The sequence below is a fragment of the Thermostichus sp. OS-CIW-33 genome (genome assembly GCF_054059615.1).
In genome coordinates this window covers 146,091-170,645 of record NZ_JBSSCH010000007.1, presented here as the reverse complement: position 1 = coordinate 170,645, position 24,555 = coordinate 146,091, and the positions used below count along the sequence as shown (strand labels likewise).

22 protein-coding genes and 1 tRNA gene are annotated in these 24,555 nt (G+C 59.3%); 11 read left to right on the top strand and 12 right to left on the bottom strand.

The features are described 5' to 3' along the window. Window positions 1-182: 182 nt before the first annotated feature. From sufD to sufB, 4 genes are all read right to left on the bottom strand, one after another. Window positions 183-1,475, bottom strand: coding sequence for a Fe-S cluster assembly protein SufD (gene sufD, locus ACVWZG_RS07495; RefSeq protein ID WP_457406065.1), 1,293 nt, complete (start codon window positions 1,473-1,475; stop codon window positions 183-185). Further along, window positions 1,472-2,287: a Fe-S cluster assembly ATPase SufC gene (sufC, locus tag ACVWZG_RS07490; protein WP_457406068.1), complete on the bottom strand. Its 816-nt coding sequence runs from the start codon at window positions 2,285-2,287 to the stop codon at window positions 1,472-1,474. Before sufC ends, sufD begins: the two co-directional genes overlap by 4 nt. Window positions 2,288-2,384: 97 nt before the next feature. Further along, on the bottom strand, window positions 2,385-2,783 hold the full coding sequence (mscL, locus tag ACVWZG_RS07485; protein ID WP_011431004.1) for a large-conductance mechanosensitive channel protein MscL: 399 nt from the start codon (window positions 2,781-2,783) through the stop codon (window positions 2,385-2,387). Window positions 2,784-3,027: 244 nt separating this feature from the next. Further along, complete coding sequence (gene sufB, locus ACVWZG_RS07480; RefSeq protein ID WP_099883711.1) at window positions 3,028-4,464, bottom strand: Fe-S cluster assembly protein SufB; 1,437 nt, start codon at window positions 4,462-4,464, stop codon at window positions 3,028-3,030. Between the two features lie 179 nt (window positions 4,465-4,643). Here sufB and sufR point away from each other — a divergent pair, with 179 nt between their 5' ends. The 6 genes from sufR to ACVWZG_RS07450 all read left to right on the top strand — a co-directional run bounded on the left by sufR (window position 4,644) and on the right by ACVWZG_RS07450 (window position 11,924). Then, window positions 4,644-5,360: an iron-sulfur cluster biosynthesis transcriptional regulator SufR gene (gene sufR / locus ACVWZG_RS07475; protein ID WP_457384734.1), complete on the top strand. Its 717-nt coding sequence runs from the start codon at window positions 4,644-4,646 to the stop codon at window positions 5,358-5,360. A 289-nt stretch (window positions 5,361-5,649) separates the two neighbouring features. Continuing rightward, window positions 5,650-6,720 (top strand): 3-deoxy-7-phosphoheptulonate synthase, encoded by a 1,071-nt coding sequence (locus tag ACVWZG_RS07470; protein ID WP_457406071.1) that lies wholly within the window; start codon window positions 5,650-5,652, stop codon window positions 6,718-6,720. A 141-nt stretch (window positions 6,721-6,861) separates the two neighbouring features. Next, entirely contained in the window at window positions 6,862-7,308 is a 447-nt protein-coding gene (gene folB, locus ACVWZG_RS07465) for a dihydroneopterin aldolase (protein ID WP_071818161.1), read from the top strand. Between the two features lie 30 nt (window positions 7,309-7,338). Continuing rightward, window positions 7,339-7,920, top strand: coding sequence for a tRNA-(ms[2]io[6]A)-hydroxylase (gene miaE, locus ACVWZG_RS07460; RefSeq protein WP_414349667.1), 582 nt, complete (start codon window positions 7,339-7,341; stop codon window positions 7,918-7,920). 33 nt (window positions 7,921-7,953) lie between these two features. Beyond that, window positions 7,954-9,303: a sensor histidine kinase gene (locus tag ACVWZG_RS07455; protein ID WP_457406074.1), complete on the top strand. Its 1,350-nt coding sequence runs from the start codon at window positions 7,954-7,956 to the stop codon at window positions 9,301-9,303. Between the two features lie 320 nt (window positions 9,304-9,623). Next, complete coding sequence (locus tag ACVWZG_RS07450; RefSeq protein WP_457406075.1) at window positions 9,624-11,924, top strand: DUF1796 family putative cysteine peptidase; 2,301 nt, start codon at window positions 9,624-9,626, stop codon at window positions 11,922-11,924. Between the two features lie 121 nt (window positions 11,925-12,045). Here ACVWZG_RS07450 and ACVWZG_RS07445 read toward each other — a convergent pair. Together ACVWZG_RS07445 and lnt are read right to left on the bottom strand one after the other, a co-directional pair. Further along, a tRNA-Thr gene (locus ACVWZG_RS07445) sits at window positions 12,046-12,118 on the bottom strand. Window positions 12,119-12,184: 66 nt separating this feature from the next. Next, entirely contained in the window at window positions 12,185-13,795 is a 1,611-nt protein-coding gene (gene lnt, locus ACVWZG_RS07440) for an apolipoprotein N-acyltransferase (RefSeq protein ID WP_457406076.1), read from the bottom strand. A 231-nt stretch (window positions 13,796-14,026) separates the two neighbouring features. Between lnt and ACVWZG_RS07435 the strand changes: the two genes are divergently transcribed. Beyond that, entirely contained in the window at window positions 14,027-14,563 is a 537-nt protein-coding gene (locus ACVWZG_RS07435; protein ID WP_011433030.1) for an HNH endonuclease, read from the top strand. 9 nt (window positions 14,564-14,572) lie between these two features. Here the strand turns inward: ACVWZG_RS07435 and ACVWZG_RS07430 are convergent, their stop codons facing one another. Together ACVWZG_RS07430 and cysC are read right to left on the bottom strand one after the other, a co-directional pair. Continuing rightward, on the bottom strand, window positions 14,573-15,508 hold the full coding sequence (locus tag ACVWZG_RS07430) for an alpha/beta fold hydrolase (RefSeq protein WP_011433031.1): 936 nt from the start codon (window positions 15,506-15,508) through the stop codon (window positions 14,573-14,575). Between the two features lie 96 nt (window positions 15,509-15,604). Beyond that, a complete protein-coding gene (gene cysC / locus ACVWZG_RS07425) occupies window positions 15,605-16,132 on the bottom strand; it encodes an adenylyl-sulfate kinase (RefSeq protein WP_414422263.1) in 528 nt (175 codons plus the stop codon). A gap of 154 nt (window positions 16,133-16,286) precedes the next feature. On the opposite strand from cysC, the gene ACVWZG_RS07420 reads away from it, so the two are divergent. Beyond that, on the top strand, window positions 16,287-17,552 hold the full coding sequence (locus ACVWZG_RS07420) for an acetylornithine/succinylornithine family transaminase (protein WP_457406079.1): 1,266 nt from the start codon (window positions 16,287-16,289) through the stop codon (window positions 17,550-17,552). Here the strand turns inward: ACVWZG_RS07420 and ACVWZG_RS07415 are convergent. Further along, window positions 17,549-17,971, bottom strand: coding sequence for a hypothetical protein (locus tag ACVWZG_RS07415; protein WP_457403136.1), 423 nt, complete (start codon window positions 17,969-17,971; stop codon window positions 17,549-17,551). The genes ACVWZG_RS07420 and ACVWZG_RS07415 overlap by 4 nt on opposite strands. A 174-nt stretch (window positions 17,972-18,145) precedes the next feature. Between ACVWZG_RS07415 and ACVWZG_RS07410 the strand changes: the two genes are divergently transcribed. Together ACVWZG_RS07410 and ACVWZG_RS07405 are read left to right on the top strand one after the other, a co-directional pair. Next, the gene (locus tag ACVWZG_RS07410; RefSeq protein ID WP_011433035.1) at window positions 18,146-18,970 is read left to right on the top strand and encodes a creatininase family protein; all 825 of its coding nucleotides are present in this window, start codon (window positions 18,146-18,148) and stop codon (window positions 18,968-18,970) included. 145 nt (window positions 18,971-19,115) lie between these two features. Continuing rightward, entirely contained in the window at window positions 19,116-19,412 is a 297-nt protein-coding gene (locus ACVWZG_RS07405) for a hypothetical protein (protein ID WP_457406082.1), read from the top strand. On the opposite strand, the gene ACVWZG_RS07400 is transcribed toward ACVWZG_RS07405, so the two are convergent. Further along, entirely contained in the window at window positions 19,409-20,659 is a 1,251-nt protein-coding gene (locus ACVWZG_RS07400; protein ID WP_011433036.1) for an LL-diaminopimelate aminotransferase, read from the bottom strand. The genes ACVWZG_RS07405 and ACVWZG_RS07400 overlap by 4 nt on opposite strands. A 204-nt stretch (window positions 20,660-20,863) precedes the next feature. On the opposite strand from ACVWZG_RS07400, the gene ACVWZG_RS07395 reads away from it, so the two are divergent. Then, on the top strand, window positions 20,864-21,751 hold the full coding sequence (locus ACVWZG_RS07395) for a leucine-rich repeat domain-containing protein (protein ID WP_457415320.1): 888 nt from the start codon (window positions 20,864-20,866) through the stop codon (window positions 21,749-21,751). Between the two features lie 13 nt (window positions 21,752-21,764). Here ACVWZG_RS07395 and ACVWZG_RS07390 read toward each other — a convergent pair whose 3' ends face one another. Both ACVWZG_RS07390 and hemG read right to left on the bottom strand, forming a co-directional pair. Next, complete coding sequence (locus ACVWZG_RS07390; protein WP_457406086.1) at window positions 21,765-22,943, bottom strand: DUF3326 domain-containing protein; 1,179 nt, start codon at window positions 22,941-22,943, stop codon at window positions 21,765-21,767. A 53-nt stretch (window positions 22,944-22,996) separates the two neighbouring features. Beyond that, window positions 22,997-24,532 carry a protoporphyrinogen oxidase gene (hemG, locus tag ACVWZG_RS07385; protein WP_457406087.1) on the bottom strand — a complete coding sequence of 512 codons (1,536 nt, stop codon included), beginning with the start codon at window positions 24,530-24,532 and terminating at the stop codon, window positions 22,997-22,999. Window positions 24,533-24,555: the final 23 nt, after the last annotated feature.

Below are 24,555 nucleotides of genomic sequence, written 5' to 3'. Positions count from 1 at the left end.
CCGGGCTTGTTTTGTTCTCTGGTAGAGCAGAACAGGCTCAGGGCTACTGAAAGCCCGCTCCGTACCGCTTAGCGGTCGGAGCCGGGTAGTTTACTGCTGCCTATCCATTACGCCCAAGTCTGGTCACTCTTGAGGGTAATGGGGGAGCAACAACTTATTATTGTTATTGGAATTGATTGGATTCACGGGATCCCAGCCAACTGGCGGGCCACCAGGGCGGGAAGTTGAGCCAACGGGATCCCTTCCAGGGCTTCTGCCGCAAAAGCGCAGGTGAGGAGTTGCCTGGCCTCAGCTTGGGGAATACCCCGGCTTTGCAGATAAAAGATCTCTTCCGCCTCCAGTTGGCTGACGGTGGCCCCATGGGCGCATTTGACGTTATCGGCAAAGATCTCCAGTTGCGGCTGGGTGTCGACCCGGGCTTTGGGGCCTAGGAGCAGGTTGCGGTTGGTCTGGGCGGCGTCCGTCAGTTGGGCCTCTCGGCTCACCAGAATCCGTCCGCTGAAGACCGCATGGGCCGTCTCGTCCACAATGCACTTGTGCAATTGGCGGCTGCTGCCGTGGGGGGCCTGATGCACCAAGCGGGAGTGGGTGTCGCTGTGCTGGGATCCCTTCAGCAGCGTTAGCCCCTGCAGTTGGGTGTGGGCCTGGGCTCCGGCTTGGGTGATCTCCAGGTTGTGGCGGGAAAACTGGGATCCCCACTGAATGGCCTGGAGGCGGTGGTGGCTGTTGCGGCTTTGGCGCACGGCGGTCTGGTTGATGTGAAAAGCCTGAGACCCCTGCCTTTGCAAAATCACATGGTGCAAACGAGATCCCTCTGCCAGGGCGATCTCCGTAACCGCGTTGCCAAAGGGGATCCCGGATCCCAGGGATACATGATCTTCGATCAGCGTGAGGGAGCTGTGGGCTTGCAAAGACAGCAGGCAGCGGGGCTGGGCCAAAACGGCCTCTCCCTCAGGAGCCACCGTTATGAACAGCAGGTGCAGCGGTGACGGAACTTCCTGGCCGGGCTGTAGGCCAATCTGGATCCCATCTCCCAGATGAGCGGTGTTGAGGGCCGTAAACACATCCGTCTTGGCCAGGGTTTGCAGCAACTCCCCTGGGGCTTGGGCTAAAGGGATCACCTGCAAAGCGGTGGGCAGGCCGCTCAAATCAGAAAGCTGGGGGGCAAAGTAGCCGTTGACGAACACGGCGTGGCTGTGGCTGGCTTCCGGCCAAAGCCAGGGCTCTAGGGTTGCCGCATCCAGAGCCGGATCCGCCGCGACAGCCAGGCGAAACTCGTGGGCCAGCAGCGGCGAGAGATCGCTGTATTTCCAATCTTCTTCCCGTGGGGTCGGGATCCCCAGTTCGGCCAGTTGGGCGCGGGCCTGCTGCCTAAGGGTGGTGTAGGGATCCTGCCTTTCCGGGATTTGGCCGAGGATGTGCTCCAGGAATAGGCGGCTCTCTGGGGCGAAAGGTTTGGGCAAGGTGGCGCTCATCCCTCTTCCTCCCGCCGGGATGTTGCGGCTGCTGATTCTTGGCCCAACTGAGTTTTGATCCAGTCGTAGCCCCGTTCTTCCAGCTCCAGCGCCAAGGTCTTGTCCCCGCTGATGACAATACGCCCCCCTTCCATCACATGCACGTGGTCGGGGGTAACATAGTCCAGCAAGCGTTGGTAGTGGGTGATCAAGAGCATGGCATTCTCAGGGCCGGCCAGTCGGTTGATGCCGTGGGCCACAATGCGCAGCGCGTCGATATCCAGACCGGAATCCGTCTCGTCCAAAATGGCCAGCGTAGGCTCCAACACCGCCATTTGCAGGATCTCGTTGCGCTTTTTCTCGCCGCCGGAAAAGCCCTCATTCACAGAGCGCTCCAAAAAAACGGGATCCATTTTGACAATATCCAACTTTTCCCGTACCAGGTCGTCAAAATCCAGAGCATCCAGTTCCGGCTGATCCCGATATTTCTGGCGAGCGTTGTAGGCGGCGCGCAGGAAATCCAAGTTGCTCACCCCCGGAACCTCGATGGGGTATTGAAACGCCAAGAAGATCCCTGCCCAAGCCCGCTCCTCCGGTTCCATTTCCAGAAGATTCTTGCCCAGATAGAGGATCTCGCCTCCTGTCACCCGGTAGTCGGGGTGGCCAGCCAAGATCTTGGAAAAAGTGCTTTTTCCAGAGCCATTGGGGCCCATGATGGCGTGGATTTCTCCGGCGCGAATTTCCAGGCTCAACCCCTTGAGAATGGGGGTGCCGTCGATCTCGGCGCTGAGATCTCGAACGGATAAGATAACAGGGCTGTTTTCACGGATCATGGCTAGACTCTAGGGTTGACACCGAAGGGCAGGAGCTGAAAAGTTAAGGGATCCCTAAACCAGGTTTGGATTTTGGGCCTAAGGATCCCCTATAGCTCTATTGGGAGTGGCGATTGAGGATATCCCGGATCTCTGTCAGCAAAACCACTTCTGGTGGGGGCAATGTGGGAGGAGATTCTTCCTCCTTTCGCTGTAGGGTGTTGATCGCCTTCACCAGTAAGAAGATGGCAAAAGCGATAATCACAAAATCAAACACAGCTTGCAGAAAGCTACCGTAGTTAATCGTAACTGGGTCTTCAGGACTTCCACCGATTTTCCAGACCAAGTTCTGGAAGCTCACTCCACCAATCATCAAGCCTAAAACTGGAGTAAACAGATCTGCTACAAAAGAAGTCACAATCTTCCCAAAAGCACCTCCAATAACAACGCCAACAGCCAAATCTAAGGCATTGCCCCGGCTGATGAACTTTTTGAACTCCTCCAGAAATGCCCTCATGGGGAACTTCTCCTGCCTAGCCTTACGGTTCAAAACTCCTTGATTATCCCCTCTCCCCCCCTGCATCCATGCGCTGTTTGCAACGTCGCCAAGCCCTTGGGCCGCCTCTGGCTTCAGGGGATCACAGCCCTCTGCCTTGGGAGTTACCTAACCCCTTACCCTTCTCCTGAAAATGGCAGCGCCTGCTCCCACAGCGTGTCAGCGGCCTCGCCCACTTGCTCAGCTTCGCATTGGGAGCAATCCCCTAGCCGACGGATCCCTCTAACTTCAGGCTCAGCAACCGATCGGCTTCTACGGCAAACTCCATCGGCAATTGGTTGAACACCTCTCGGCAGAAGCCGCTGATGATCATGGACACGGCATCTTCCATGCCGATCCCGCGCGACTGGAAATAGAACAATTGCTCCTCTCCAATCTTGGAGGTGGAAGCTTCGTGCTCCACTTTGGCGGTGTTGTTTTGCACCTCAATATAGGGGAAGGTGTTGGCGCTGCACTGATCCCCAATCAACATGGAATCGCACTGGGAAAAGTTGCGGGCACCTTCCGCTTTCGGCCCGATTTTGACCAGGCCGCGGTAGCTGTTTTTGGAGTGCCCAGCCGAGATCCCTTTGGAGATAATTTTGCTGCGGGTGTTGCGGCCCACGTGAATCATCTTGGTGCCGGTATCGGCCTGCTGGTAGTTGTTGGTTAGGGCAACCGAGTAAAACTCGCCCACCGAGTTTTCCCCCACCAACACGCAGCTAGGATATTTCCAAGTGATGGCCGAGCCGGTCTCCACTTGCGTCCAAGAGATTTTGGAGTTGGCCCCCTGACACAGGCCGCGCTTGGTTACAAAGTTGTAAATGCCCCCTTTGCCGTTTTCGTCGCCGGCATACCAGTTCTGTACCGTCGAGTACTTGATCTCGGCATTGTCTAGGGCGATCAGCTCCACCACCGCCGCATGCAGTTGGTTGGTATCGAACATGGGGGCAGTACACCCTTCCAAGTAGCTGACGTAGGATCCCTCGTCGGCAATGATCAAGGTGCGCTCAAACTGGCCCGATTCGCCGTTGTTGATGCGGAAATAGGTGGAAAGCTCCATGGGACAGCGCACCCCTTTGGGCACATAGACAAAGGAGCCATCGCTAAACACCGCCGAGTTCAGCGCAGCGTAGTAGTTATCGGCAATGGGAACCACACTGCCCAAGTACTTGCGCACCAGCTCTGGATACTCCCGCAGCGCCTCTGACATGGAGCAGAAAATCACGCCTTCCTTGGCCAGCTTCTCCCGGAAGGTGGTGGCCACCGAGACGCTGTCGAAAATGGCATCCACCGCCACATTGGCCAGCCGCTTTTGCTCTGACAAGGGGATCCCCAATTTCTCGAAGGTCTCCAACAGCACCGGATCCACTTCGTCCAGGCTCTTTTTCTTGGGCTGCACCTTGGGGGCCGAGTAGTAGACAATGTTTTGGTAGTCAATGGGCGGGTAGCTGACGTTGGGCCAGGTGGGCTCGCTCATCTTCAGCCACTGGCGGTAGGCCCGCAGCCGGAACTCTAGCATAAAGTCCGGCTCCCCTTTCTTGGCCCAGATCTGCCGAATCACCTCTTCGTTCAAGCCTTTGCCAATCGACTCAGAGGGGATGTCGGTTACAAAGCCGTACTTGTAGGGCTGGTTGACCAGGGCGCGGACGCTCGTAGACATGGATGGCTCTCGGGTAGTGACAGGGTAGAAACGCGACTAAGACAGATGGCCAAATAAAACAACAGAGTTGTTGTTTAACTGATCCTCAGGTTACTTTAGCAATGATCCCGTTGTCAAAATAGCAGAGAGCTGTGCTGGCAGCGGCAGCCGATTAACCCAGTCTAACCAGGAGGGCGAGGGTGGACAGCACGCGCAAGATCACCGGGCAGGTCGCTCAACCCGCTTCGAGTAAGCAGGCCATCTTGGTCTACCTGCGCAAGGCGGGGCAGGCCAACGCCCAAACGCTGGCAGAGCACCTGCGCATTTCTCCCCAGGCCATCCGCCGCCACCTCAAGGATCTGGAGGCAGAGGGGTTGATCCAACATGTCGCTCAACCCAATGGCCTAGGCCGCCCCCAGCATCTCTATCAGCTCAGTCCCTTGGGAGAAGAGCAATTTCCCGCCAGCTACGATGAGTTTGCCCTTGGCCTGCTCAACACCCTGGCCGAAACTCTGGGATCCGAACAGATGGGATCCCTTCTCCACCACCAGTGGCAGCGCAAAGCCCGGGAATATCAGGCCCAACTGGGATCCGGATCCCTGCGGGAGCGGCTGGAGCGTTTGGTGCAGTTGCGCCAGGCAGAGGGTTACATGGCGGAGTACTACCCCTATCCTGCCGACCTGACTGTGCCGATGGCAGCAGAGGGATCCGAGCCTTACGTCGAGCAGTATGTGTTGGTCGAGCACAATTGCGCCATTGCCCAGATTGCCCACACCTTTCCCAGCGTCTGCGGCCACGAGCTGGAGATGTTTGCTGCCGCCTTGCCCGATTGCCGAGTAGAGCGCATCACCTGGCAGGTGCAGGGAGAACACCCCTGCGGCTACTGGATTGCCAAGCCGGCGGCTCGGTCGGCTTAAGACTTCCCGCTGGTCTCTCCGCCAGGAAACCGGATCCCTGAGGTGTCAAACGAGGTTTTTTCGGGTATAGTTATCTCGTACAGGTTTTAAGTTTGCTCTCCGCATGGTCTGGCGCGCTTCCTTTTTTGGCTACTTTAGCTTTCCCTGGCAACGACCAGGGCAGAAGGGTGGCGCGTAAACAAAGACCTACAGTTTACCCGAGTCAGTCCTGAAGCCCTGAGCCCAGCGCCAGGGCTTTTTTGATGGCTCGACGACCCCATCTACCCACTTGCACGCTGAGGACAGTTCCATGCCCCCTCAAACCGACAATTGCAATATCCAAGAGGTGACTCCCTTGATTGCCCCTGCTGCTGTCAAGGCCAAGCTGCCCCTTACGGAAACGGCAGCCCAGGTGGTGCTCTCCACTCGGCAAGCCATCCGCGACATCATCCACGGACGGGATCTCCATCGCTTGGTGGTGATCGTCGGCCCCTGTTCCATCCACGATCCTGCAGCGGCTCTGGAGTATGCCCATCGCCTCAAGCGGGTGGCCGACCAAACTCGGGAGCACCTGGTGATCGTTATGCGCACGTATTTTGAGAAACCCCGCACCACGGTGGGCTGGAAGGGCCTGATCAACGATCCCCACCTGGATGGCTCCTGCGACATTGCCACCGGCCTGCAACTGGCCCGTTCCATTCTCCTGCAGATCAACGAGCTGGGCCTGGCCTGTGCTACCGAGATGCTGGATCCGGTGACCCCTCAGTACACGGCAGATCTGGTGAGCTGGGCGGCCATTGGCGCCAGAACCATCGAAAGCCAAACTCACCGGGAAATGGCCAGCGGTCTCTCCATGCCTGTGGGCTTCAAAAACGGCACCGACGGGCGGCTGGAAATTGCGCTCAATGCCATTCTCTCCGCCAGCCATCCCCACAGTTTCCTGGGCATCGGCCAAGATGGCATGACGGCTCTGGTGAAAACCACCGGCAACCCGGATCGGCACATCGTGTTGCGGGGGGGAGGGGGCAAGACCAACTACGGCCCGGAAGATGTGGCGCGGGCAGCACTGCTGATGAAGGATCAAGGGATCCCGCGCTCGGTGATGGTGGACTGCTCCCACGACAACTCCCACAAGGATTACCGCAAGCAGGGATCCGTCTGTCGGGCAGTGCTGCGGCAGTACCAAGAGGGGCAGCGGGCTCTGATGGGGCTGATGCTGGAGAGCAACCTCTACCCGGGCAAGCAAACCTGGCAGGAAGGGGCGCCGCTCCAGTACGGGGTTTCCATCACCGATGGCTGCATCGGCTGGGAAGAGACGGAAGATCTGTTGCGGGAGATGGCAGCGACCGTAGAGGGAAGAGCGTTGGCCCTCAGCCGCTGAGGGACGGGGATCCCGGAGTTTGTTAAAGAATCAAAAAGGAAATGGGGATAAGGGGCAGCCTGCTCCTAGGGTCGAGCCAAGGTTTCGTTGTTTCGCCAGGCCCTGCGGGATAGGGTCTCCAGGTCGAGCTGGGAGGTTGTGATGGAGCTACAGATCCCCACCAGTGTCAGCAGCGACGGTCAGCAGCCCTATCCGGATCCCGATCGGATCCCTCGGCAACCCCCCGAGCAGTTGCGAGATCGGCTGATCGTCTCCGGCCTGCGCTACTACGGTTATACCGGCCTTGATGAGGCGGAACGGGCTTTGGGGCAATGGTTTGAGGTGGATTTCGAGTTGTGGGCGGATCTGCGCCCGGCTGCTCTCAGCGGCCAACTGTGTGATAGCCTCGACTACCGTTCTGCTGTGGCCGGGATTGCGGAACTGGTGAAAAGCAATCAGTTTGTGCTGATCGAGAGTTTGGCGGAGGCGATTGCCGAAATGGTGCTGCGGGAGACAGGGGCCAGCAAAGCTAAGATCCGATTGACCAAGTGTCATCCCCCGATCCCGGAGCTGACGGGGCGGGTTACTGTGGAGATTGTTCGTCCCTAGAACTTCTCTTAACCCTTTCCTACCGACCCTGTGCTTGCTCTAGAACTTGCTTCTCGTACCTCTGAGGACTGGATCGAACAGGCTACCCGGCACATCGATCTGGTCTTGCTAGACCACGCCAATTGTGAGAAAAAAGCAGCGGGCAACGCCCTCAGCTTGCTGTTTCGCTACCCGGCTAACGGGCGTTTGGTGGAAACCCTCTCGCCGCTGGCGCGGGAGGAGCTGCAGCATTTTGAGCGGGTGCATCGCCACCTGCAACGGTTGGGGATCCCCATCAAGCCCTTGTCGGCTGCGCCCTATGCGGGTCGCCTGAACCAACACCTGCGCCGCTCTGAGCCAGAGCATCTGCTCGACACCTTGCTGGTGGCAGCCATTATCGAGGCCCGCAGCCACGAACGCTTGGGCCTGTTGGGGATCCACGCGCCCGACCCAGAGCTGCGGCAGTTTTATCTCTGGCTGGCGGCTGCGGAGGAGCGCCATTGGCAGCTTTATTTGGATTTGGCGTTGGAGCAGTTTCCCGCCGATCAGGTGCAGGAGCGGCTCGATACTCTACTCCAGGTGGAGGCCGAGATCTTGTCTTCCCTTCACCCCGAACCCCGTGTTCACAGCTAGCCCCACTCCGTTTCCCCCCGCGGTGCAGCTCCCATGTTTCAAGCGACGCGGCAGTGGTTGGCCTTCTGGTATACAACGGTTACGGCAGTGTTGCTGCTGTTGTTTGCCGGCAGCTTCTATTGGTACGTGCAGTCAACCCTGATTGAACGGGTGGACGATACCCTTGGCCATGTGGTGGAAATTGTCGAGCGGTCTTTGGTGGTGGATGAGAGCCTCTTGGATCCGCAGCAAGCCCGCCGCAGCTTGGAGGCCAGCTTTCGGGATGATCCCAGCACCCTAGAGGACGATCACATCGACTTGGAGTGGTTCGGCCCTCAAGGAACGCTCATCTGGTCCACGGTGCCCGGCGGGATCCCTGCCCCCCTGTTGACCGAGGGATCCCTGCACACTGCCCGTATCGCCCCTGGGTATTGGCTGCGCCAGTTCACCGAGCCGATCGTGGCCCATGGGAAGCTGCTGGGCTATCTGCGGGTCAGCCATCCTTGGTTTGAGGTGAGCAAGCCAACGCGACAGTTGATCCGGGATCTTTCCCTGTGGGTGGTGGCCGGCTTGACGAGTGTGGGAGCCATCGGCTGGATGCTCTCCGGTTTGGCCATGCAACCCATCCGGCAGTCTTATCAGCAGCTCAAGCAATTTACCGCCGATGCCTCCCACGAGCTGCGCAGTCCCTTGGCCAGCATCCAAACCGCGGTACAGGTGGCTTTGGCAGATTCCCAATTGGATGCCGACACCCGGCAGCGCTGGCAGATGGTGGAGCGGCTGTGTTTGCGGCTGGGTCGCCTGGTGGATGACCTGCTGTTTCTGGCCCGCCACGACAGCGGTATGGTGCCTTTCCAACCCCGTTGCTGTGCGCTGGATGCTCTGCTGCTGCAGGTGGTGGAGGAGCTGCAGGGCCTGGCCAACCAAAAACAGATCCGCTTGCAGCTGGAGATTGCTGCCCCTGAGAGCGGGACGGAACCTTCTCCCGCCCAGGTGGATCCCTTCGGTTTTTGGGGAGATGAAGATCAATTGGCCCGCCTGTTTACCAACTTGATTGAAAACGCCCTTCTCCACACTCCCCCCCAAGGAGAGGTGCAGGTGAGGCTGGAGCAGCGGCTGCGCTCCGGATCCCCAGAGCTGGTGGTGCGGGTACAAGATACCGGGCCAGGGATCCCGCCTCAGGCTCTGCCCCATGTGTTCGATCGCTTTTATCGAGCAGATCCGGCTCGCAGCGGGGATCCCGGTCGCCTCTCAGGGTCAGGTTTGGGGCTGGCGATCGTCAAAAGCATTGCCCAACAGCATCAAGGTCAGGTGCAGGTGGAGAGCGAGCTGGGCCAGGGATCCAGCTTTGAAGTTATTTTGCCCCAGCGGCAGTTGGAAATCTGTACCCCAGAGAGGGTCTGAAAGTGCTCTGGAAAACAGACAGTCCTCGGTCAATATGCTAGCTTTAAGCCAACATTGACTGAGTCTTTATTCAGAACTGTATTAAGAACCGTATTGGCCCAGTTGAACTAAATTTCTGGGTGTCAAAGACCTTCTCTTAACCTTTGCTTTCCAGATTTAAGAATCTCTCTTTTTCCCGGATAAAACAGCAGAGATGGGATCAGCTCCCAGGCTCTTGCCCTTCTCAGCCGGCTGCTGAGCTGTTGATTGGGTGATGAGTGAGTGCAGTCCGCCCGCGCAGCCCCACAATTTCCCATTGAATCCTGTGCCAGGAAAACGTTATGTATCGCTTCCAGGTTCGTGCCATCACCCAGCCGGGCGAGAGAATTGCCTTGGTGGGATCCAGCGCAAAATTGGGCTCCTGGGATCCCTGCCATTGCATTTGGCTGCAAACGGATCCGACTCGCTATCCGCTGTGGTGGGTAGAGTTGCCGTTGAGCCCGGCAGATGGCGCGCCCGGCCCGTTGTTGCCCTATAGCGGGTGTTCAAAAGAAATCCCTCGAGTAGAGTACCGGTATCTGCGCGTTCAAGCCGGTGGCGAAGTGATTTGGGAATCCGCCGCTGTCAATCGCTGGGTGCCACTTGAGCCGGAACCTTTACCGGCAGTTTTGATTGTCGAGGATGGGGAGTTTGGCCAGATCCCTGCCTATCCTTACGGCTATTTTGCCGATCCCATTCCTGAGGTCGAACCGGAAAATCCGCAAGGGCTAAAAGTCGTCATTTTGGGCAGCTCCGTTGCCCTGGGGTGCAGCGCTTGGCTGTTGCGAGGTTGGGCTTGGCTGTTGCAGAAAGCTCTACAAGAGCGCTATGGCCATCAAGTGCGAAATCTCTCCCAATTGGGGGCCAATGTCAGCCGAACTCTGTTGCGGTTTGAGCAGGCGGTGATCCCTGAACGTCCTGATGTCGTTATTGTTGCCCTGTCCTTGGGAAATGAAGGCTTGGTATCGGCCTTGCCCCAGCATCGCCGCGCCCTGCAGAGGCGGTTTGAAAACGGCCTGCAGCGGCTAATTCAGCGAATTCAAGACATTGGAGCCTTGCCAGTTCTGGGAGGGGTTTATCCCCATGCAAACTACGGCCCAGAACAGCATCTTCTTTTGCAAGAAACTCAGCAAAGAATGCTCAGCTGGGGATGCCCTGTGTTCAATTGGCTGCCTCATTTGGAAGATGGACAGGGCCGCTGGAAACCAGACCTTGCTTTTGACCCAGCTCACCCCAATTCCAAGGGTCATCAGGTCATGTTTGAGGCCATCGATCTCTCTCTTCTGGATCCCGGCCAAGTTAGCTCGGCTCGTGGCAAGCTCCCTCAACCCATTGGGGAGCAGGTCATTTTTGAAGAGGAGCATGGTTTTTGGGTAACCGTAGAGACGGGCAAAAGTCAATTTCGCATCGTGAATATAACTCCCTACCCTTACACCATCACGCCCACTTGGCAACCTTTGCAAGCCGCTTTCCAAAAAGTAGGTCTACAGCCGGGTCTGTATATTGGCAAAAGCGATGAAAGGCTAGGGGATGCTACCTTATATTCCCTTTCCGTACAAGAAGATGGTTCGGTGCAAACCACCCTCTCCGTTCCTGCAGATGCCGATCTGGTCTTCTCCCCAATAGCTCAGTTCTTTTCCTCGGAATCAGTAGAAACGATCTTCGAGGATGGATCGTTGATCCTTCTCAAGCTCAGTGGATCCTCAGAAGGCTCTTCTAATCCCATACCTCGCCTGTGCGTGATCAACCAGAGCAGTCACGAGTACAACATCCACCCCATGTGGAAGGAAGTGCGGGCCGCTCTCAAAGCCATGCCAGCGGGTGTTTATGAAGATCCGAGCCACCGGGAAGCTCTCTTCCGCACCTTGATGATCGGGGAAGGCGGCCTCGAAAGCCGGGTAAAGGCTGCTCCTGGATCGGTCATGCTGCTGGAATACACCTGCAAATTATCGGATATTCATCGTGTTGCCATTGTGCCGTTAGGGGATCGCTGCGCGGTGCGAATGCTGCTCTACAAGTTGGAATATGACGGGCCTGCCTTTCCTTTTGATTTGACACGCACCAGCAATTTGGCTGATGTGGCCGATATGATCCACAACGAGTTTCAGGGCATGTGGGATCCGCAATATTTACACTACAGCCCTGAAGATCGGCGAATTTACCACAGCAAGTGGACGGGCCTCTCTTTTGGCCATGAGGTGGAAGAGGGGGAGGATCCACTTCAGAATATGCACCCCATCCATGAGCGAATGCGAACTCGCTACACTGCTCGCGCCAAGCGTTTTATGTATGTTTTGGAAAAAGCCGATAAAGTCTTGTTTGTGCGCACAGGGGGTTGCCGGCGAGAGGCCGTTGTTGACTTAATGGATAAGCTGGCGGCTAAGCGCAGGGGCAAGCCTTTTCTGCTGCTGATTGTTTCTCCTCAGTCTTCTGATGAGTTTGCCGGGATCCCCAATGTTATCCATTATGAGATGGAGTTAAATCCCGACCGCATGTGTGCAGATCCTGAGCATTGGAAGTACTGCACAGGGGTAATGAGAGATATTCTCCATTCTTTGGGGGTCTCTACCCGAAATCTTTTCTGGTGCCCTCCACAACTGTAGCCGTTCCAAGGTTTCACTGCAATTCGAAAGAATGATCGCTGCTGCCCAAACGCTCCGCGCCGCTTCCGCGACCACCCCCAACTCTTCTCCCAAGGGGACTCTGAGGTGTTCAACTCCAGAAAGCTGATGATCGGACTCGAACCGACGACCTGCTCATTACGAGTGAGCTGCTCTACCAACTGAGCTACATCAGCAGGGCTTTGAAGTGAGGACTGGATAGGAGAATCCGCAGACCCACCGGTGGGCCTATCGATTCTAACTCATCCTTGCCTTGCTCGGGATCCCCAGCGCCATAGCCCCAAAGATAGCCCCAACGTCAGCCACGCCAGCCAATCCCCCGCGCGATTGTAGAAAGTTGTCTCAGAACGCCGCTTCACTTCTCCCGTAATCACCCCCCGCTGAAAGATGGGGCCAACCTGCTGGAGCCGACCTGAGGGATCCACCACCAGATTGCCGCCTGTGTTATTGACAAACACCACGCCCCGCCGATTTTCCACAGCCCGGAAAACCGAGAGCTGGCCATGCAACATCGGCCAGTGGCTATTACCAAACCAGCTATCATCCGAAATCACGATCAAAGACTCGGCGCCGCGACGGGTTAAAGTTCGGCTGGGCGCAGGCAAGACACTCTCCAAGCAGATCATCACCCCCAAAGGCCCGAAAAGCTCCCCTCCGTCCAGAGGCCGATAGCCATCGGTTGAAGGCACGTAGCGCCCCGACTCGAAATAGGGAAAGATCCACTGCTTGCCAAACCCATCCAGTAAGTTGCCCCGGGCGTCAAACAACAGGGCCGTGTTAAAAAATCGCTGCTCTGGCTCCGGCAAATGGGCTGTGCGGGGATCCGGCTCTGTTGCCCCCGTAATCAAAGCGCCTTCCGGCGGCAGAATCGCTTGCATTGGCTCGATCACGTAGGGTTCCAGGCCAGTATTCAGCAGCCGTGCCCGCAGCGCCCCCTCCGGCCAAACCACCAACTGTGCCCCAGCAGCCACCCCCTGGGCAGAAAGCTGATGCAGCTCCCGGTAGCGCTCCAGGCGGTAGTTCCAACTGCGATCGGCTTCCAGCCAAGCCACCTGCTGCACCGCCGCCACCCGAAAGTCAGGATCCCTGTTTTCGACGGCCAAGGCATCGAAGTAGGCCAGGCGTGCGCTTCCATAGGCCAAGACCAGCCCCGTCAACCCCAGGCCGCAGGCGAGCGTACCCCAGAAATCCCTGTTCCTGAGCATCTCACCCAAAACGTTTCTCAGGGATCCCCCAGCCGCCTGCCACCGGCTGGAAATCTGCCTGGCCATCTGCCAAAGAACCCCATTGACGAACACGGCATAGAAGGTAACCCCCCAGATCCCCGTAACATCGGCTACTTGGATCCCGAGGGGCCAGTCGAACAACAGGGATCCCCAGTGGAAAGGGATGGGCCACCAGAGCAAGCCCAACAGCCCATCCAAGCCCGTCCAGACCGTGGCCAAACCCAGCGGACGTGCCCAAACCGGCAGGGGACGACTCAGTTGCAAACTCAGGAGCGTAGCAGTGGTGAAAAAGAGGGGGATCAGGGGAGCCACCACCACGCCCCCCAGGATCTCCCAGGCGCTCAACACCTTAACCGAGAAGGGATCCACCCAGAAGGCATACAGGCAAACCCAAAACCAGAGGCCATAGGCCAAACGCCACCGCGCCCACCCTTGCCGTTGCTCGCACAGGCCAAACAGCAGGGCTAAGCCCAGCAGCGCTCCCGGAAACCAGTGCCACCAGCGGTTGGGGAACCCCAGACAGAGCAGCAGGATGGCTAGACCCATCAGCCAGCGGGATCCCTCGCCTGGGTTTCTCTTTTGGGGCAGATCCTGCCGTTGAGTTGAAGATTTCAGTTCCAGCTTCATCACCTCAATAAAGTTCAGCCTATTCGGGAAACCCCACGTAATGCCCTAGGATTGAACACGCCCTTGCCAACAGATCTTCTCCAGAGTAGCGTTTTGCAGCAGCCGGGAATATCTCCTGGAGCACAGAACTCCTACTGCTTGAATCTAAAGCTGTGTTAACATTTTGCATAACTTCAGGGGGCTGGCGCCTTCCGGCTTGGGTTGGGGATCCCGTCAGCGGTGCGCGGCACTATGGGCAAGGTTTTGGTTTTGAATGCCTCCTACGAGCCGCTCAACATCACCAGTTGGCGCAGAGCGGTCGTTCTATTGCTTAAGGGCAAGGCCGAGCAAATCGAGCACAATGGCCGAGTGGTGTACGGCAACATTCCCTTGCCCACTGTCATTCGTCTGCGCCACTATGTCCACGTTCCCCACAAGGAGATCCCGCTTACGCGCCGCAACGTCCTCTACCGGGATGGGCATCGTTGTCAGTACTGCGGCTGCTTCGGCGAAGATCTCACCCTGGATCACGTGATCCCTCGGTCTCGTGGCGGCGGGGATACTTGGGAAAATGTGGTCAGTGCCTGTGTGCGTTGCAACGTGAAAAAAGGGAACCGCACCCCCCGCGAAGCCGGTATGCCCCTGCTGCGCCAACCCCGCCGTCCCCACAGCACTCTTTACTTTGAAATCTCCAAAGCCGTCGGCAGTGGTTCCCATCGAGAATGGTCTAAGTACACCATCGGCCTAGAAGGGGATCCCCAGGAGGAATTGTTGGACAGCCCAAGCTAGACGGGCCGCCTAGGGATGGACTTCCGATACAGGGGCAGCTTTGGAAATGGGGGGAGAAGTGGTGGCTGGGATCCCGGTCTCGATCCACCGGTGAATCAGGGCATTGACCTCTTCGGGGCGCTCATCGTGGGGGCAGTGGCCAGCCTCCAGGAAGTATTCCACTGCTTGAGGGTAGTGGGCCCGGTACAGCTTAGAGCGTTCCCGAGCCCGCATCCAGGGATCCCGTTCTCCCCAGATCAACAACAGCGGGCGCACCAAGCTGCACAGCAGCTCATCTACATACCGTCCCTTCTGCCCACCTCGCATCAAGGCCACAAACACATCGGCAGCCCCCGGATCCTGGGTGGGGCGATGGATGGCCTCGACCAGCTGATCGGTCACGGCTGCCGGGTCGTAGTAAACCTGCTTCAGCTTGGCTCGGATCACGTGCGGCTGCCGCAAATACTGAAACAGCAGGTAAGACACCAGGCGCTGGCGCAGGCCCCAGCCCACCAATCCGCCTATCCATTGCCGCCATCCGGTCGGGGATCCTTTGAGGGTGGAAAACCCACCTGCCCCATTCAAAAGCACCACGCCCCGCACCCACTCCGGCCACTCCGCCGCAAAACTGAGCACCACATAGCCGCCCAGGGAGTTGCCGATCCCCACCACAGGCCGACGGATTACCTGTTGGCAAAAGTCCCGCAGCTGATCCCGCCAGATTTCGGCGCGGTAGTCCCAGTTGGGCTTGGCGGAGCGACCGAAACCCAGCAAATCGATGGCGTACACCTGGTAGTGTTGAGCCAATTCGGGAATGTTCTTGCGCCAGTGGTCGGTGGAGGCTCCAAAGCCGTGCACCAGAAGCAGAGGCTGCCCCTGCTCACCCTGTTTGACGTAATGAACTGACTGCCCCCGCCAGATCCACTGCGCCGAAATGGGAGTGGCCGATGCCGATGTCGAAGCCATAGGAGTTGCTTGTAAGCCTTTCTTAATTCTAGGTTCTTTGCAGCTACTCCGGGGGGAAGCCCACCCTCTACGGGCAACGTAAGAGCAGGGGGCCTGTTAGACATAACCTCTGCTTTTTAGGCTTTGTATCACCAGGTCAATACATTCGGGGATGCTTTGCTCGGCAGTTTTGCACACCACCTCCGGCTGTTCCGGCGGCTCGTAGGGATCGTCAATACCGGTAAAGTGCTGGATTAAGCCTGCCCGCGCCTTTCGATAGAGGCCCTTCACATCCCGACGTTCGCACACCTCCAGGGGGGCATCCACAAAGACTTCGATAAAGCTGCCAATATACTGCCGTACCTCCTGCCGTGCTGCCCGATAGGGGGAAATGGCCGACACCAGCACAATCACCCCGTGCCGAGTCAGCATCTCCGCCACAAAGCCGATGCGGCGAATGTTCTCCTCCCGATCCACTTTGCTGAAGCCCAGACCCTTGGTGAGATGTTGCCGCACCAGGTCCCCATCGAGCACTTCCACCGGCAGCCCCCAAGCGCGCAACTGCTGGGCCACGCCGCAGCTCAGGGTGGTTTTGCCCGCCCCGCTCAATCCCGTAAACCAGACCGTTACCCCCCGCCGCGACATCTGTCTGTTTGCTTCTGTCTGTTTGCTGTGGATCCCTGAATCTTTGGCCCCGCCAGAATATCATCTCCAAAGCAGGGTGGTACACTCGAAACACGGCTTGCGCCAGCCCCAAAGCGCTCCGCGCCGCCAACACGACAGCAATCTTTTACCGGCCATGTCCCCTCTAACTTCGCCTCTTGCCAGTGCTCCCTCGGGATCCCCGACAACTGCCGAGCTGTTTGCCGAGCATGTGATGGCCACCTATGGGCGCTATCCCCTGACCTTGGTGCGCGGGCAGGGGTGTCGGGTTTGGGATGAGCAGGGGCGCGAGTACCTGGACTTTGTGGCCGGCATTGCCACCTGTACCCTGGGGCATGCCCACCCGCTGTGGATTCAGGCGCTCACCGAGCAGGCACAACAGTTGCACCATGTTTCCAACCTTTACTACAACCAGCCGCAGGCACAACTGGCTCAATGGCTGACCCAGCACTCCTGTGCCGACAAGGTGTTTTTCTGCAACTCAGGGGCGGAAGCCAATGAGGGAGCCATTAAGCTGGCCCGCAAGTATGCCCACACGGTGCGCGGGATCTCAGATCCGGTGATCCTCACCGCCCATGCCAGCTTCCATGGCCGCACCCTGGCCACCATTACCGCCACCGGCCAGCCCAAATACCAAAAAGACTTTGCCCCTCTGGTGCCCGGCTTTGATTACGTTCCCTACAACGACATCGAGGGCACAGCAGCGGTGTTGGAGCGCTGGGGCGAGCGGGTGTGTGCCGTGCTGTTGGAGCCGTTGCAGGGGGAAGGGGGGGTTGTGCCGGGGGATCCCGCCTATTTTCAATGGTTGCGCCGGATCTGCAGCGAGCGGGGCATTCTGCTGATGTTGGATGAGGTGCAGGTGGGCATGGGCCGTACTGGCATGCTGTGGGGCCACTGTAACCTGGGGGTGGAGCCGGATGTGTTCACCTTGGCCAAGGGCCTGGCCGGTGGGATCCCCATCGGGGCCTTGTTGGCGAAAGACTTTTGCGCCGTGTTTCAGCCGGGGGATCACGCCAGCACCTTTGGGGGCAACCCCTTGGCTTGTGCGGTGGGCCTGGCGGTTTGCCGCACGCTAATGTCGGAGAGTTTGGTTTGGAATGCCCAGCAGACAGGGGTGTATCTGCGTCAGGGGCTGTCCCGCTTGGCGGAGCAGTTTCCGCAGCTCGTTGAGCAAGTGCGGGGCTGGGGCCTGATTCAGGGCTTGGTGGTGCGCATCCCGGCGGCTGAAGTGGTCAAGGCAGCCATGGACTGCGGGCTGTTGTTGGTGCCGGCAGGATCCCAGGTGGTGCGCTTTGTGCCCCCCTTGATCGTCACCCCGGCAGAAATTGACGCGGCTCTAGCGATGTTGGCATCGGCTTTGCAAAGGTTGGCCGCCTCCCTTGGCCATTCCGGGGCAGCCTAGCCTCGCCAGACTTGCCGCAGAAATGCCTGCAACTGCTGTCGGGCAGGGAGCTCGTGGGGAGCGGGATCCCTTGCCTGTTCCAGAAGGGGCAATACCTCCTCCGCATAGGCCGGAACAAAGCCGGCAGCAGGCCAGAGCAAATCCGAGGTGGCCCGCAGGTTGAAGACTTGGGATCCCTGCCTGAGCAGGAGGGGCCGCACCCAGAGCAGCGGCGGGGTGTCAGAGCCTGCCTCAAGACTGTGGCGAGAAACCTGAATCAGCTCCACATAGAGGGTGGCCTGCGACCCTGGCAGGGCGAGAATGGGACGGGGTGAGGGGGGAGCGCTGCCCACTTCCGCCGAGGCGGGCAAAGGGCGCCCCAGCAGACGCAGGCCCTCAACAGAGTCACACTGGGCGGGCAAACAAGGCAACAGGGTCATGCAATCGTTGACCGGAAACTGTACAGACTGTACTTATCCTAATCGATGGCTTTCTTACGTTTCTTTGGCAGGCGGGTTGGCCGGGGATCCCGTCTTTGCGGGCATTTCGTGAACCCGATTTTGTGGCATGGTGCTAGGTAGCTTTCTGATCAAACTTGGACGGATCCCGCCATGATGCACACTTTTGTCCCGCCCCACCGCTTTTTCCCCTACCTGACCTGGACGGAGATCCAGGCCATGCCCGACAAAGAGAACGTGGTGATCATTCAGCCGGTTGCCTCAATCGAGCAACATGGGCCCCACCTGCCCCTGGTGGTGGATGCCTGCATCGGCACGGCGATCATTGGGCGCGCCATGGAGAAGCTGGAGCCTGAGATCCCGGCCTATGTTTTGCCCACCCAATGTTACGGCAAAGCCAACGAGCATTGGCATTTCCCCGGCACCATTACCCTCTCGGCTCAAACCCTGATGGCGGTGCTGACAGAAGTGGCAGAGAGCATCTACCGAGCTGGGTTTCGCAAGCTGGTGTTCCTCAATTCCCACGGTGGCCAGCCACAGGTCCTGGAGATTGTTGCCCGCGATCTGCACCAGAAGTATGAAGATTTCATGCTGTTTCCGGTGTCGGTCTGGCGCGTTCCCCACGAAGGACGAGAGCTGTTTACCGAGAAAGAACGGGAATTGGGCATTCACGCCGGCGATGGGGAGACCAGTATGCTGATGCACCTTTTGCCGGACACGGTGCGAACCGACCGATTGGTCTGCGAATATCCCCACGATCTGCCGGAAAACAGCCTGCTCAGCATGGAAGGGCGGATCCCTTTCGCTTGGGCAACTCGCGATCTCACCCAGAGCGGAGTTTTGGGCGATGCCACCGCCGCCACGCCGGAGAAAGGCAAAGTTTTGGTGGAGTCCATGTCTGACGGCTGGGTGCGGCTGATCCGAGATCTGCACCGGTTCCAGCAGCCCAAGGCTTGGCGCAAAGCCCCGCTGCTGGTCTAGGGATCCAGGCAAAAGACCTACGGCCTGCTTTGTGAAAGGCTTTCGCCAGAACTGGCCGACCAAGATACGACCTGCTGACGCGATCAGGGCAGCTTTTTGCTGGGCTGCTGCAAACTCTATCTGCCCAATGGGAAAGGGTGATACCTTGACCCCAGAACACACCCGTTCTGGTGGAAATGGGGTGGATTTGGGCAAAGTTCACCTGGCCACCGCCCATGAGGGTATGGATATCTTCATCGCTAACGGTCAGGAGCTGCAGTCGAAGCGGCAGTACCCGGAAAGCCGAAGGGGAAGCTGGCCCAGTTGCTGCGTTGCAGGCAAAAGGGTTCGCGGCGGTATCGCCGACTGGTTCGTCATCTTTCCTGTCGGGCCCAAGCTGTTCGCCTCTGGCGGCGGGGAGCGCTTGAAAGAATCCTCGCCCTCTGGGTCAAGACTCAATTAACCAACGGCTCCAGCCCCCGCAAACACGCTGCCAATGCGGCGCATTGCCTCTTCCACGTTGGCGCGGCTGTTGAAAGCGGACAGGCGCAGATAGCCCTCTCCGGCGCTGCCGAAGCCAGAGCCAGGGGTACCCACCACATGGCAGGTGTGCAGCAGCTTGTCAAAAAACTCCCAACTGCTCAGCCCATCGGGTGTTTTCACCCAGACGTAGGGGGCATTCACGCCGCCATAGACTTGGATCCCCACTTCGGCCAACTGCTGGCGAATGATGCGGGCATTTTCCAGGTAAAACTGCACCAGACCTTGCACCTGCGCTTGCCCCGCTTCGGAATAGACCGCCTCCGCCCCCCGCTGCACAATGTAGGACACCCCGTTGAACTTGGTGGATTGACGGCGATACCACAAGCTCCACAGATCCACCCAGGATCCATCGGCAGCTTGCCCCCGCAAAGACTTGGGCACCACCGTAAAGGCACAGCGGGTGCCGGTAAACCCAGCGGTTTTGGAAAAGGAGCGGAACTCGATGGCACATTCCCGCGCCCCTGGAATCTCGTAAATGGAGTGGGGGATCCCGGGCTCGGTGATATAGGCTTCGTAGGCGGCATCGAACAGGATCAGGGAGCCGTGGGCACGGGCATAGTCCACCCAGTTTTGCAGATGCTCCCGTGTGGCCACTGCGCCTGTGGGGTTATTGGGGAAGCAGAGGTAGATCACATCCACCTTTTGGCTGGGCAGGCTGGCGGTGAAGTGATTTTCGGCAGTGATGGGCAGATAGACCAGGCCCTCGTATTCGCCGCGTTCGTTGGCCGGCCCCGTATGGCCCGCCATCACGTTGGTGTCCACATAAACCGGATAGACAGGATCCGTGATGGCGATGGTGTTGTCGTGGCCGAGGATATCCAGGATGTTGCCGCAATCGCACTTGGAGCCATCGGAGACGAAGATCTCGGAAGCGTCGATATCGCAGTTGCGGGCCTGGAAGTCGTGCCGGGCAATGGCCTGGCGCAGCCACTCGTAGCCCTGCTCTGGCCCATAGCCGCGAAAGGTGGCCCGTTCCCCCATTTCCTCCACCGCCCGGATCATGGCCGTTCGACAGGCTTCCGGCAGCGGCTCGGTGACATCGCCAATGCCCATTTTGATAATTTGAGCTTCGGGATGGGCGGTGGCAAAAGCCTGCACCCGCCGGGCGATCTCGGGAAAGAGATAGCCGGTCTTGAGCTTGAGGAAGTGGTCGTTGATCCTGGCCATGGAGGTTTGCCGAAGAGGAGGTCATCGGCTTTTCAGTGTAGCTGTTCGCGCTAGCGGGACGGAGTCCTTAGCCGGTTCCGGGCCAGAACTCTTCTACGTCGCGGTTCCCCTGCCCATAGCAACAACCCCGGCGGAGGCGGGACGGAGTAGGATGCTACCTTGGCAAAGATTCTTTGGAGAGCAGGGATGAAGCAGCAGAGGGGAATGGCTCGGCACGAGAGGTGGGCGGTGGGCCTGTTGGCGATCTGGGTTTGGCTGAGCTGGGGGGTGGGGGCCTGGTCTGCTCCCCTTTGTCGGGATCCCCTCTTGCTGCGGCAGATCTTGGCAGCTCTGGGCCGCCCGGAGGTGAAGGTAGAGGAGGTGGCCCTTTTTGATTCGGATCAGTGCCTTGTCCAACTGGTGCTGGATCGTCAGGGGTTGAGCGGATCCCTGCCGCCCGAAATAGGCCAATTTCGCCGGTTGCGAGCCTTGTCCCTCAGCCACAACCAACTTTCCGGCCCCCTGCCGCCCGAGCTGGGGCAACTCGGCCAGTTGGAAAACCTGTTTCTCGACTACAACGAATTCTCCGGCTCCATCCCATCCGAGCTGGGGCAGCTGCGCAACCTGCGCGGCCTGTTTTTGGATCACAACCAGCTCTCTGGGCCTATTCCCCCCCAGCTGGGGCAACTGCGCCACCTGGAAAACCTCATCCTGCAAAACAACCGCCTCAGCGGCACCCTTCCCGGCCAACTGGGCCAGATGAGCTCTCTCAAGGGCCTGTTTTTGGATCGCAATCAGCTCTCTGGGCCTATTCCCCCCCAACTGGGGGAACTGCACCATCTGGAAAACCTCTACTTGTCGGACAATCGCCTCAGCGGATCCCTGCCCCCCGAACTGGCCCAACTGAGTCAGTTGCGGGATCTGCGCTTGGCACGTAACCAGTTCACGGGAGAACTGCCGACCTTTTTGGCAGAACTGCCCCGACTGGAGCGGCTGCACATCGAGGGAAACCCCGGCCTCTGCTTGCCGGCCGCCCTGTCGGAGTGGTTTGCCGGCCTAAACCCAGCGGATCCCCTGCCATCTCCCCTCTGCTCATGGACTCCGTCCCGCTAACGCGACCGGTAGCCTACTGGGACTCCGTCCCGCTCAAGTGCTCCGCACCGCGACCGCGAACGGCGCAAGTGTGGGATCCCAGCTTGTCCCGGGTGGAGGAGGAGAGCCGTAGCGACGACCAGGCCACTCCTGCTCGGTGGGCCACCACCACTCCAACCGCCTCCAGATAGGAGGTTACCGACACATGAGGGATCCCCAACTGGCGGGGGTGCACCTGCATCACGGTGGTGTTTTCCTCGACGGCAATGAAAAGCGGAGGACGGGCAAGGACTCCGTCCGTTCGCGTCAGCGGCGGAGCATTGTGGTGGGGTTGCGACAGCATTGCGGAGCCATAACGGCTGGCCAGGTGCAGCAAGCCAGGCCCCCCAAAGGCAGTGGCCGGGGCAATGACGCTGTCCACCTGCTCTGCTGTCAGGTCGCCCGGTTGGGCGGGATCCCCGCTCTTGACGAACTGGGGAGCGTAGCTGAGGCCCACCAAAACCGAAGGCAAGAAGGTAAACCCCACCTCTTCAGCAGCAGCGCGGGGGTGAACCGGCTTGGGGAAAGTCTCAGGGTAGAAAGCGGGGGCATGGGCACAAGGGATCCGCAACTCCCGCACCACCAGGTGGCTGATCAGGGCTTCGACGCCGGCCAGGGGATCCACCCCCCTTCCCTGCTCGTACTGGCTGAAGTCCAAGTCATCCGGAAAGCGGGCCACCACGGCAATGGCCTCTGCCCCCAGGCGAACCAGCTCCTGGGCAGTCTCCAAGAGAGCATCAGGCTGGGCCAGGGATCCCTGGCTGGCTCCTGAGGGGGAGAAGCCGACGGAAACGCCCAAGGGTTGGCGGGTCAAGCGCCAGGGGCCAATGTTGAGCCCCAAGGTGGCCTGAGCAGCCTGCATCACCTGCAGGTGGCGTTGTTGCAGATCGGGGGGGATCCCGGCATCCAGCACCACCCCAACACAGTTTTGGCGCACTGGCCGCAAATTCCACACCCCCGCACAGAACTGATCCAGGCCGTACCCTTCCACGTACAACACGTTCCCCATCGGCCAAAACAAACTGGCTCCGTTTAACACGTTGGGATGGGTAATGACCCGCTCTGCGGCTGCTGCCAGAGTGCGGGCAACAGGCAGGGCATCCCCGGCAAAGCCGCCAATGCGGGCACCAATGCCGGTGGGGATGAGCAGGAGGCTGGTGTAGGGATGGCTCATGCTGCTATGTCTACAGCACTCTATGCTGCTACACGCGAACGGGAACCGCACCGCTAACGCCGGACGGACAGGATCTGCTGGGCTAGGGCCTCGGCCCGCCGCACACAATCTCCCAAGGCCACGCCATCCAGGTAGTTGGCACACACCCACACCCCTGGGGTTTGGTCGGCCAGGCTGGCCTGCAATTGGGCAATCCGCTGCCGGTGGCCAAGCGTATATTGCGGGATAGCCTGGGGCCACAGGCGCTCTCCCAGGCGGATGGGTTCGACAGGGCGGGTGAGCAGGATCTGGCTGAGTTCTGCATGCACAATTTGGGCCCGCTCGTCAGGGGAGAGCGCCGTAATGGGCGGGATCCCTTTCTGGCGGGCAAAAGCCGCATCGGTAGCTCCCCCGATGAAGCTGACCAGGCAGTGATAGCCCTGAGGAGCCCGCTCTGGAAAGAGGGAGGAGGCCCAGATGGTGCCCAGGGTGCGCAGGCCCTGAGAGCGAGGGATCAGATGGCCAAACCCTCGCAGCGGTTGGGGGAGGGCTTCTTCTGGATAGGCCAAAGCCACCACCGCCACAGGCGGGTAGGGGATTTCCCTCAGCAGCCGGCTGGCCTGGGGGTTGAGATCCTGCAGGAGGGTGGCAGCAGCGTAGGCAGGGAGGGTGAGCACCACCTGTTGAGCCGCCACCCAGTGGATTTCTTCTGGGGCCGTGTGCTCTGCACCGCTGTCGTGTATGACGAAGCCCACCCGGTAGCCCGTCTCATCCCGCTTGAGATGCACAGCCCGCCAGCCCAGCCGCAGCGCACTGCCCAGTTTCTGGGCAATCGCCTCAGGTAGCTGCTGCAACCCCTGCCGCAGGTTACCCAGTTGGCCCCGCTTGGGAGGAGGTTGGATAGGGGAGTTGCCGCTGTCCTGTTGACGGGTTCGCGGGAGCGTCGCGTAGCGATAACGGCTGCGCAAAGCCTGCACAGCACCGGCAAAGAGGCTGCCGTAGCGTTCTTCCAAGCCGGCAATGCGGGGGAAGGCTGCCAAGGCGCTGAGCTGATCCGGATCCCCGGCATACACCCCTGAGGTGAAAGGTTCGACCAGCCGCTCTACCACCTCGGATCCCAGTTGCCGCCGGAAGAATTGCCGCACCGTTTCCTCTCCGCCTGGCGGCGGCGCAACAAACCCCAACAAGCCGCGCAAGGCCCGCAACTTGCCGCCCACGCTCAACAGCCGCGAGCCAATGGCTGCAGAAGGGCTCAGGGGCACCGGCAGCAGCGCTTTCTCCCAGTAAACGTAGCGGGGCAGCTTGGCATCGGCCAGCACCAGGTGCTCCGCCAAGCCCACCTCGGCAATGAGGTTAAGCAGGGCGGGGACGGGGGTAAAGCTGTTGGGGCCCTCTTCCCAGCGATAGCTGTCTTTGGATTGGGTGGAGATACAGCCCCCCACGCGGGAGCTGGCCTCGGCCAGGAGCAGCGGCTGGGTGGATTCATCCTTGGGGGATAAGCCCTGTTGTAATCGCAAGGCCAACGTTAGGCCGCTGATGCCCGCCCCCACCACCACCACCTCGGCCTGCAAGGACTGCGTCCCGCTAAAGTGCTCAACAGAAGAGTTCATCTTTTGGGTTCCAACGGGGTTTT

Bases quoted from the DNA above. Each gene is read 5' to 3' on its own strand.
- ACVWZG_RS07430 (WP_011433031.1), bottom strand. From the start codon at position 15,508: ATGGCTTCGACATCGGCATCGGCCACTCCCATTTCGGCGCAGTGGATC.
- sufC (WP_457406068.1), bottom strand. From the start codon at position 2,287: ATGATCCGTGAAAACAGCCCTGTTATCTTATCCGTTCGAGATCTCAGC.
- ACVWZG_RS07435 (WP_011433030.1), top strand. From the start codon at position 14,027: ATGGGCAAGGTTTTGGTTTTGAATGCCTCCTACGAGCCGCTCAACATC.
- ACVWZG_RS07470 (WP_457406071.1), top strand. From the start codon at position 5,650: ATGCCCCCTCAAACCGACAATTGCAATATCCAAGAGGTGACTCCCTTG.
- ACVWZG_RS07415 (WP_457403136.1), bottom strand. From the start codon at position 17,971: ATGACCCTGTTGCCTTGTTTGCCCGCCCAGTGTGACTCTGTTGAGGGC.
- ACVWZG_RS07400 (WP_011433036.1), bottom strand. From the start codon at position 20,659: ATGGCCAGGATCAACGACCACTTCCTCAAGCTCAAGACCGGCTATCTC.
- ACVWZG_RS07395 (WP_457415320.1), top strand. From the start codon at position 20,864: ATGGCTCGGCACGAGAGGTGGGCGGTGGGCCTGTTGGCGATCTGGGTT.
- ACVWZG_RS07455 (WP_457406074.1), top strand. From the start codon at position 7,954: ATGTTTCAAGCGACGCGGCAGTGGTTGGCCTTCTGGTATACAACGGTT.
- lnt (WP_457406076.1), bottom strand. From the start codon at position 13,795: ATGAAGCTGGAACTGAAATCTTCAACTCAACGGCAGGATCTGCCCCAA.
- mscL (WP_011431004.1), bottom strand. From the start codon at position 2,783: ATGAGGGCATTTCTGGAGGAGTTCAAAAAGTTCATCAGCCGGGGCAAT.
- ACVWZG_RS07420 (WP_457406079.1), top strand. From the start codon at position 16,287: ATGTCCCCTCTAACTTCGCCTCTTGCCAGTGCTCCCTCGGGATCCCCG.
- ACVWZG_RS07410 (WP_011433035.1), top strand. From the start codon at position 18,146: ATGCACACTTTTGTCCCGCCCCACCGCTTTTTCCCCTACCTGACCTGG.
- hemG (WP_457406087.1), bottom strand. From the start codon at position 24,532: ATGAACTCTTCTGTTGAGCACTTTAGCGGGACGCAGTCCTTGCAGGCC.
- cysC (WP_414422263.1), bottom strand. From the start codon at position 16,132: ATGTCGCGGCGGGGGGTAACGGTCTGGTTTACGGGATTGAGCGGGGCG.
- ACVWZG_RS07390 (WP_457406086.1), bottom strand. From the start codon at position 22,943: ATGAGCCATCCCTACACCAGCCTCCTGCTCATCCCCACCGGCATTGGT.
- sufD (WP_457406065.1), bottom strand. From the start codon at position 1,475: ATGAGCGCCACCTTGCCCAAACCTTTCGCCCCAGAGAGCCGCCTATTC.
- ACVWZG_RS07450 (WP_457406075.1), top strand. From the start codon at position 9,624: ATGTATCGCTTCCAGGTTCGTGCCATCACCCAGCCGGGCGAGAGAATT.
- folB (WP_071818161.1), top strand. From the start codon at position 6,862: ATGGAGCTACAGATCCCCACCAGTGTCAGCAGCGACGGTCAGCAGCCC.
- sufB (WP_099883711.1), bottom strand. From the start codon at position 4,464: ATGTCTACGAGCGTCCGCGCCCTGGTCAACCAGCCCTACAAGTACGGC.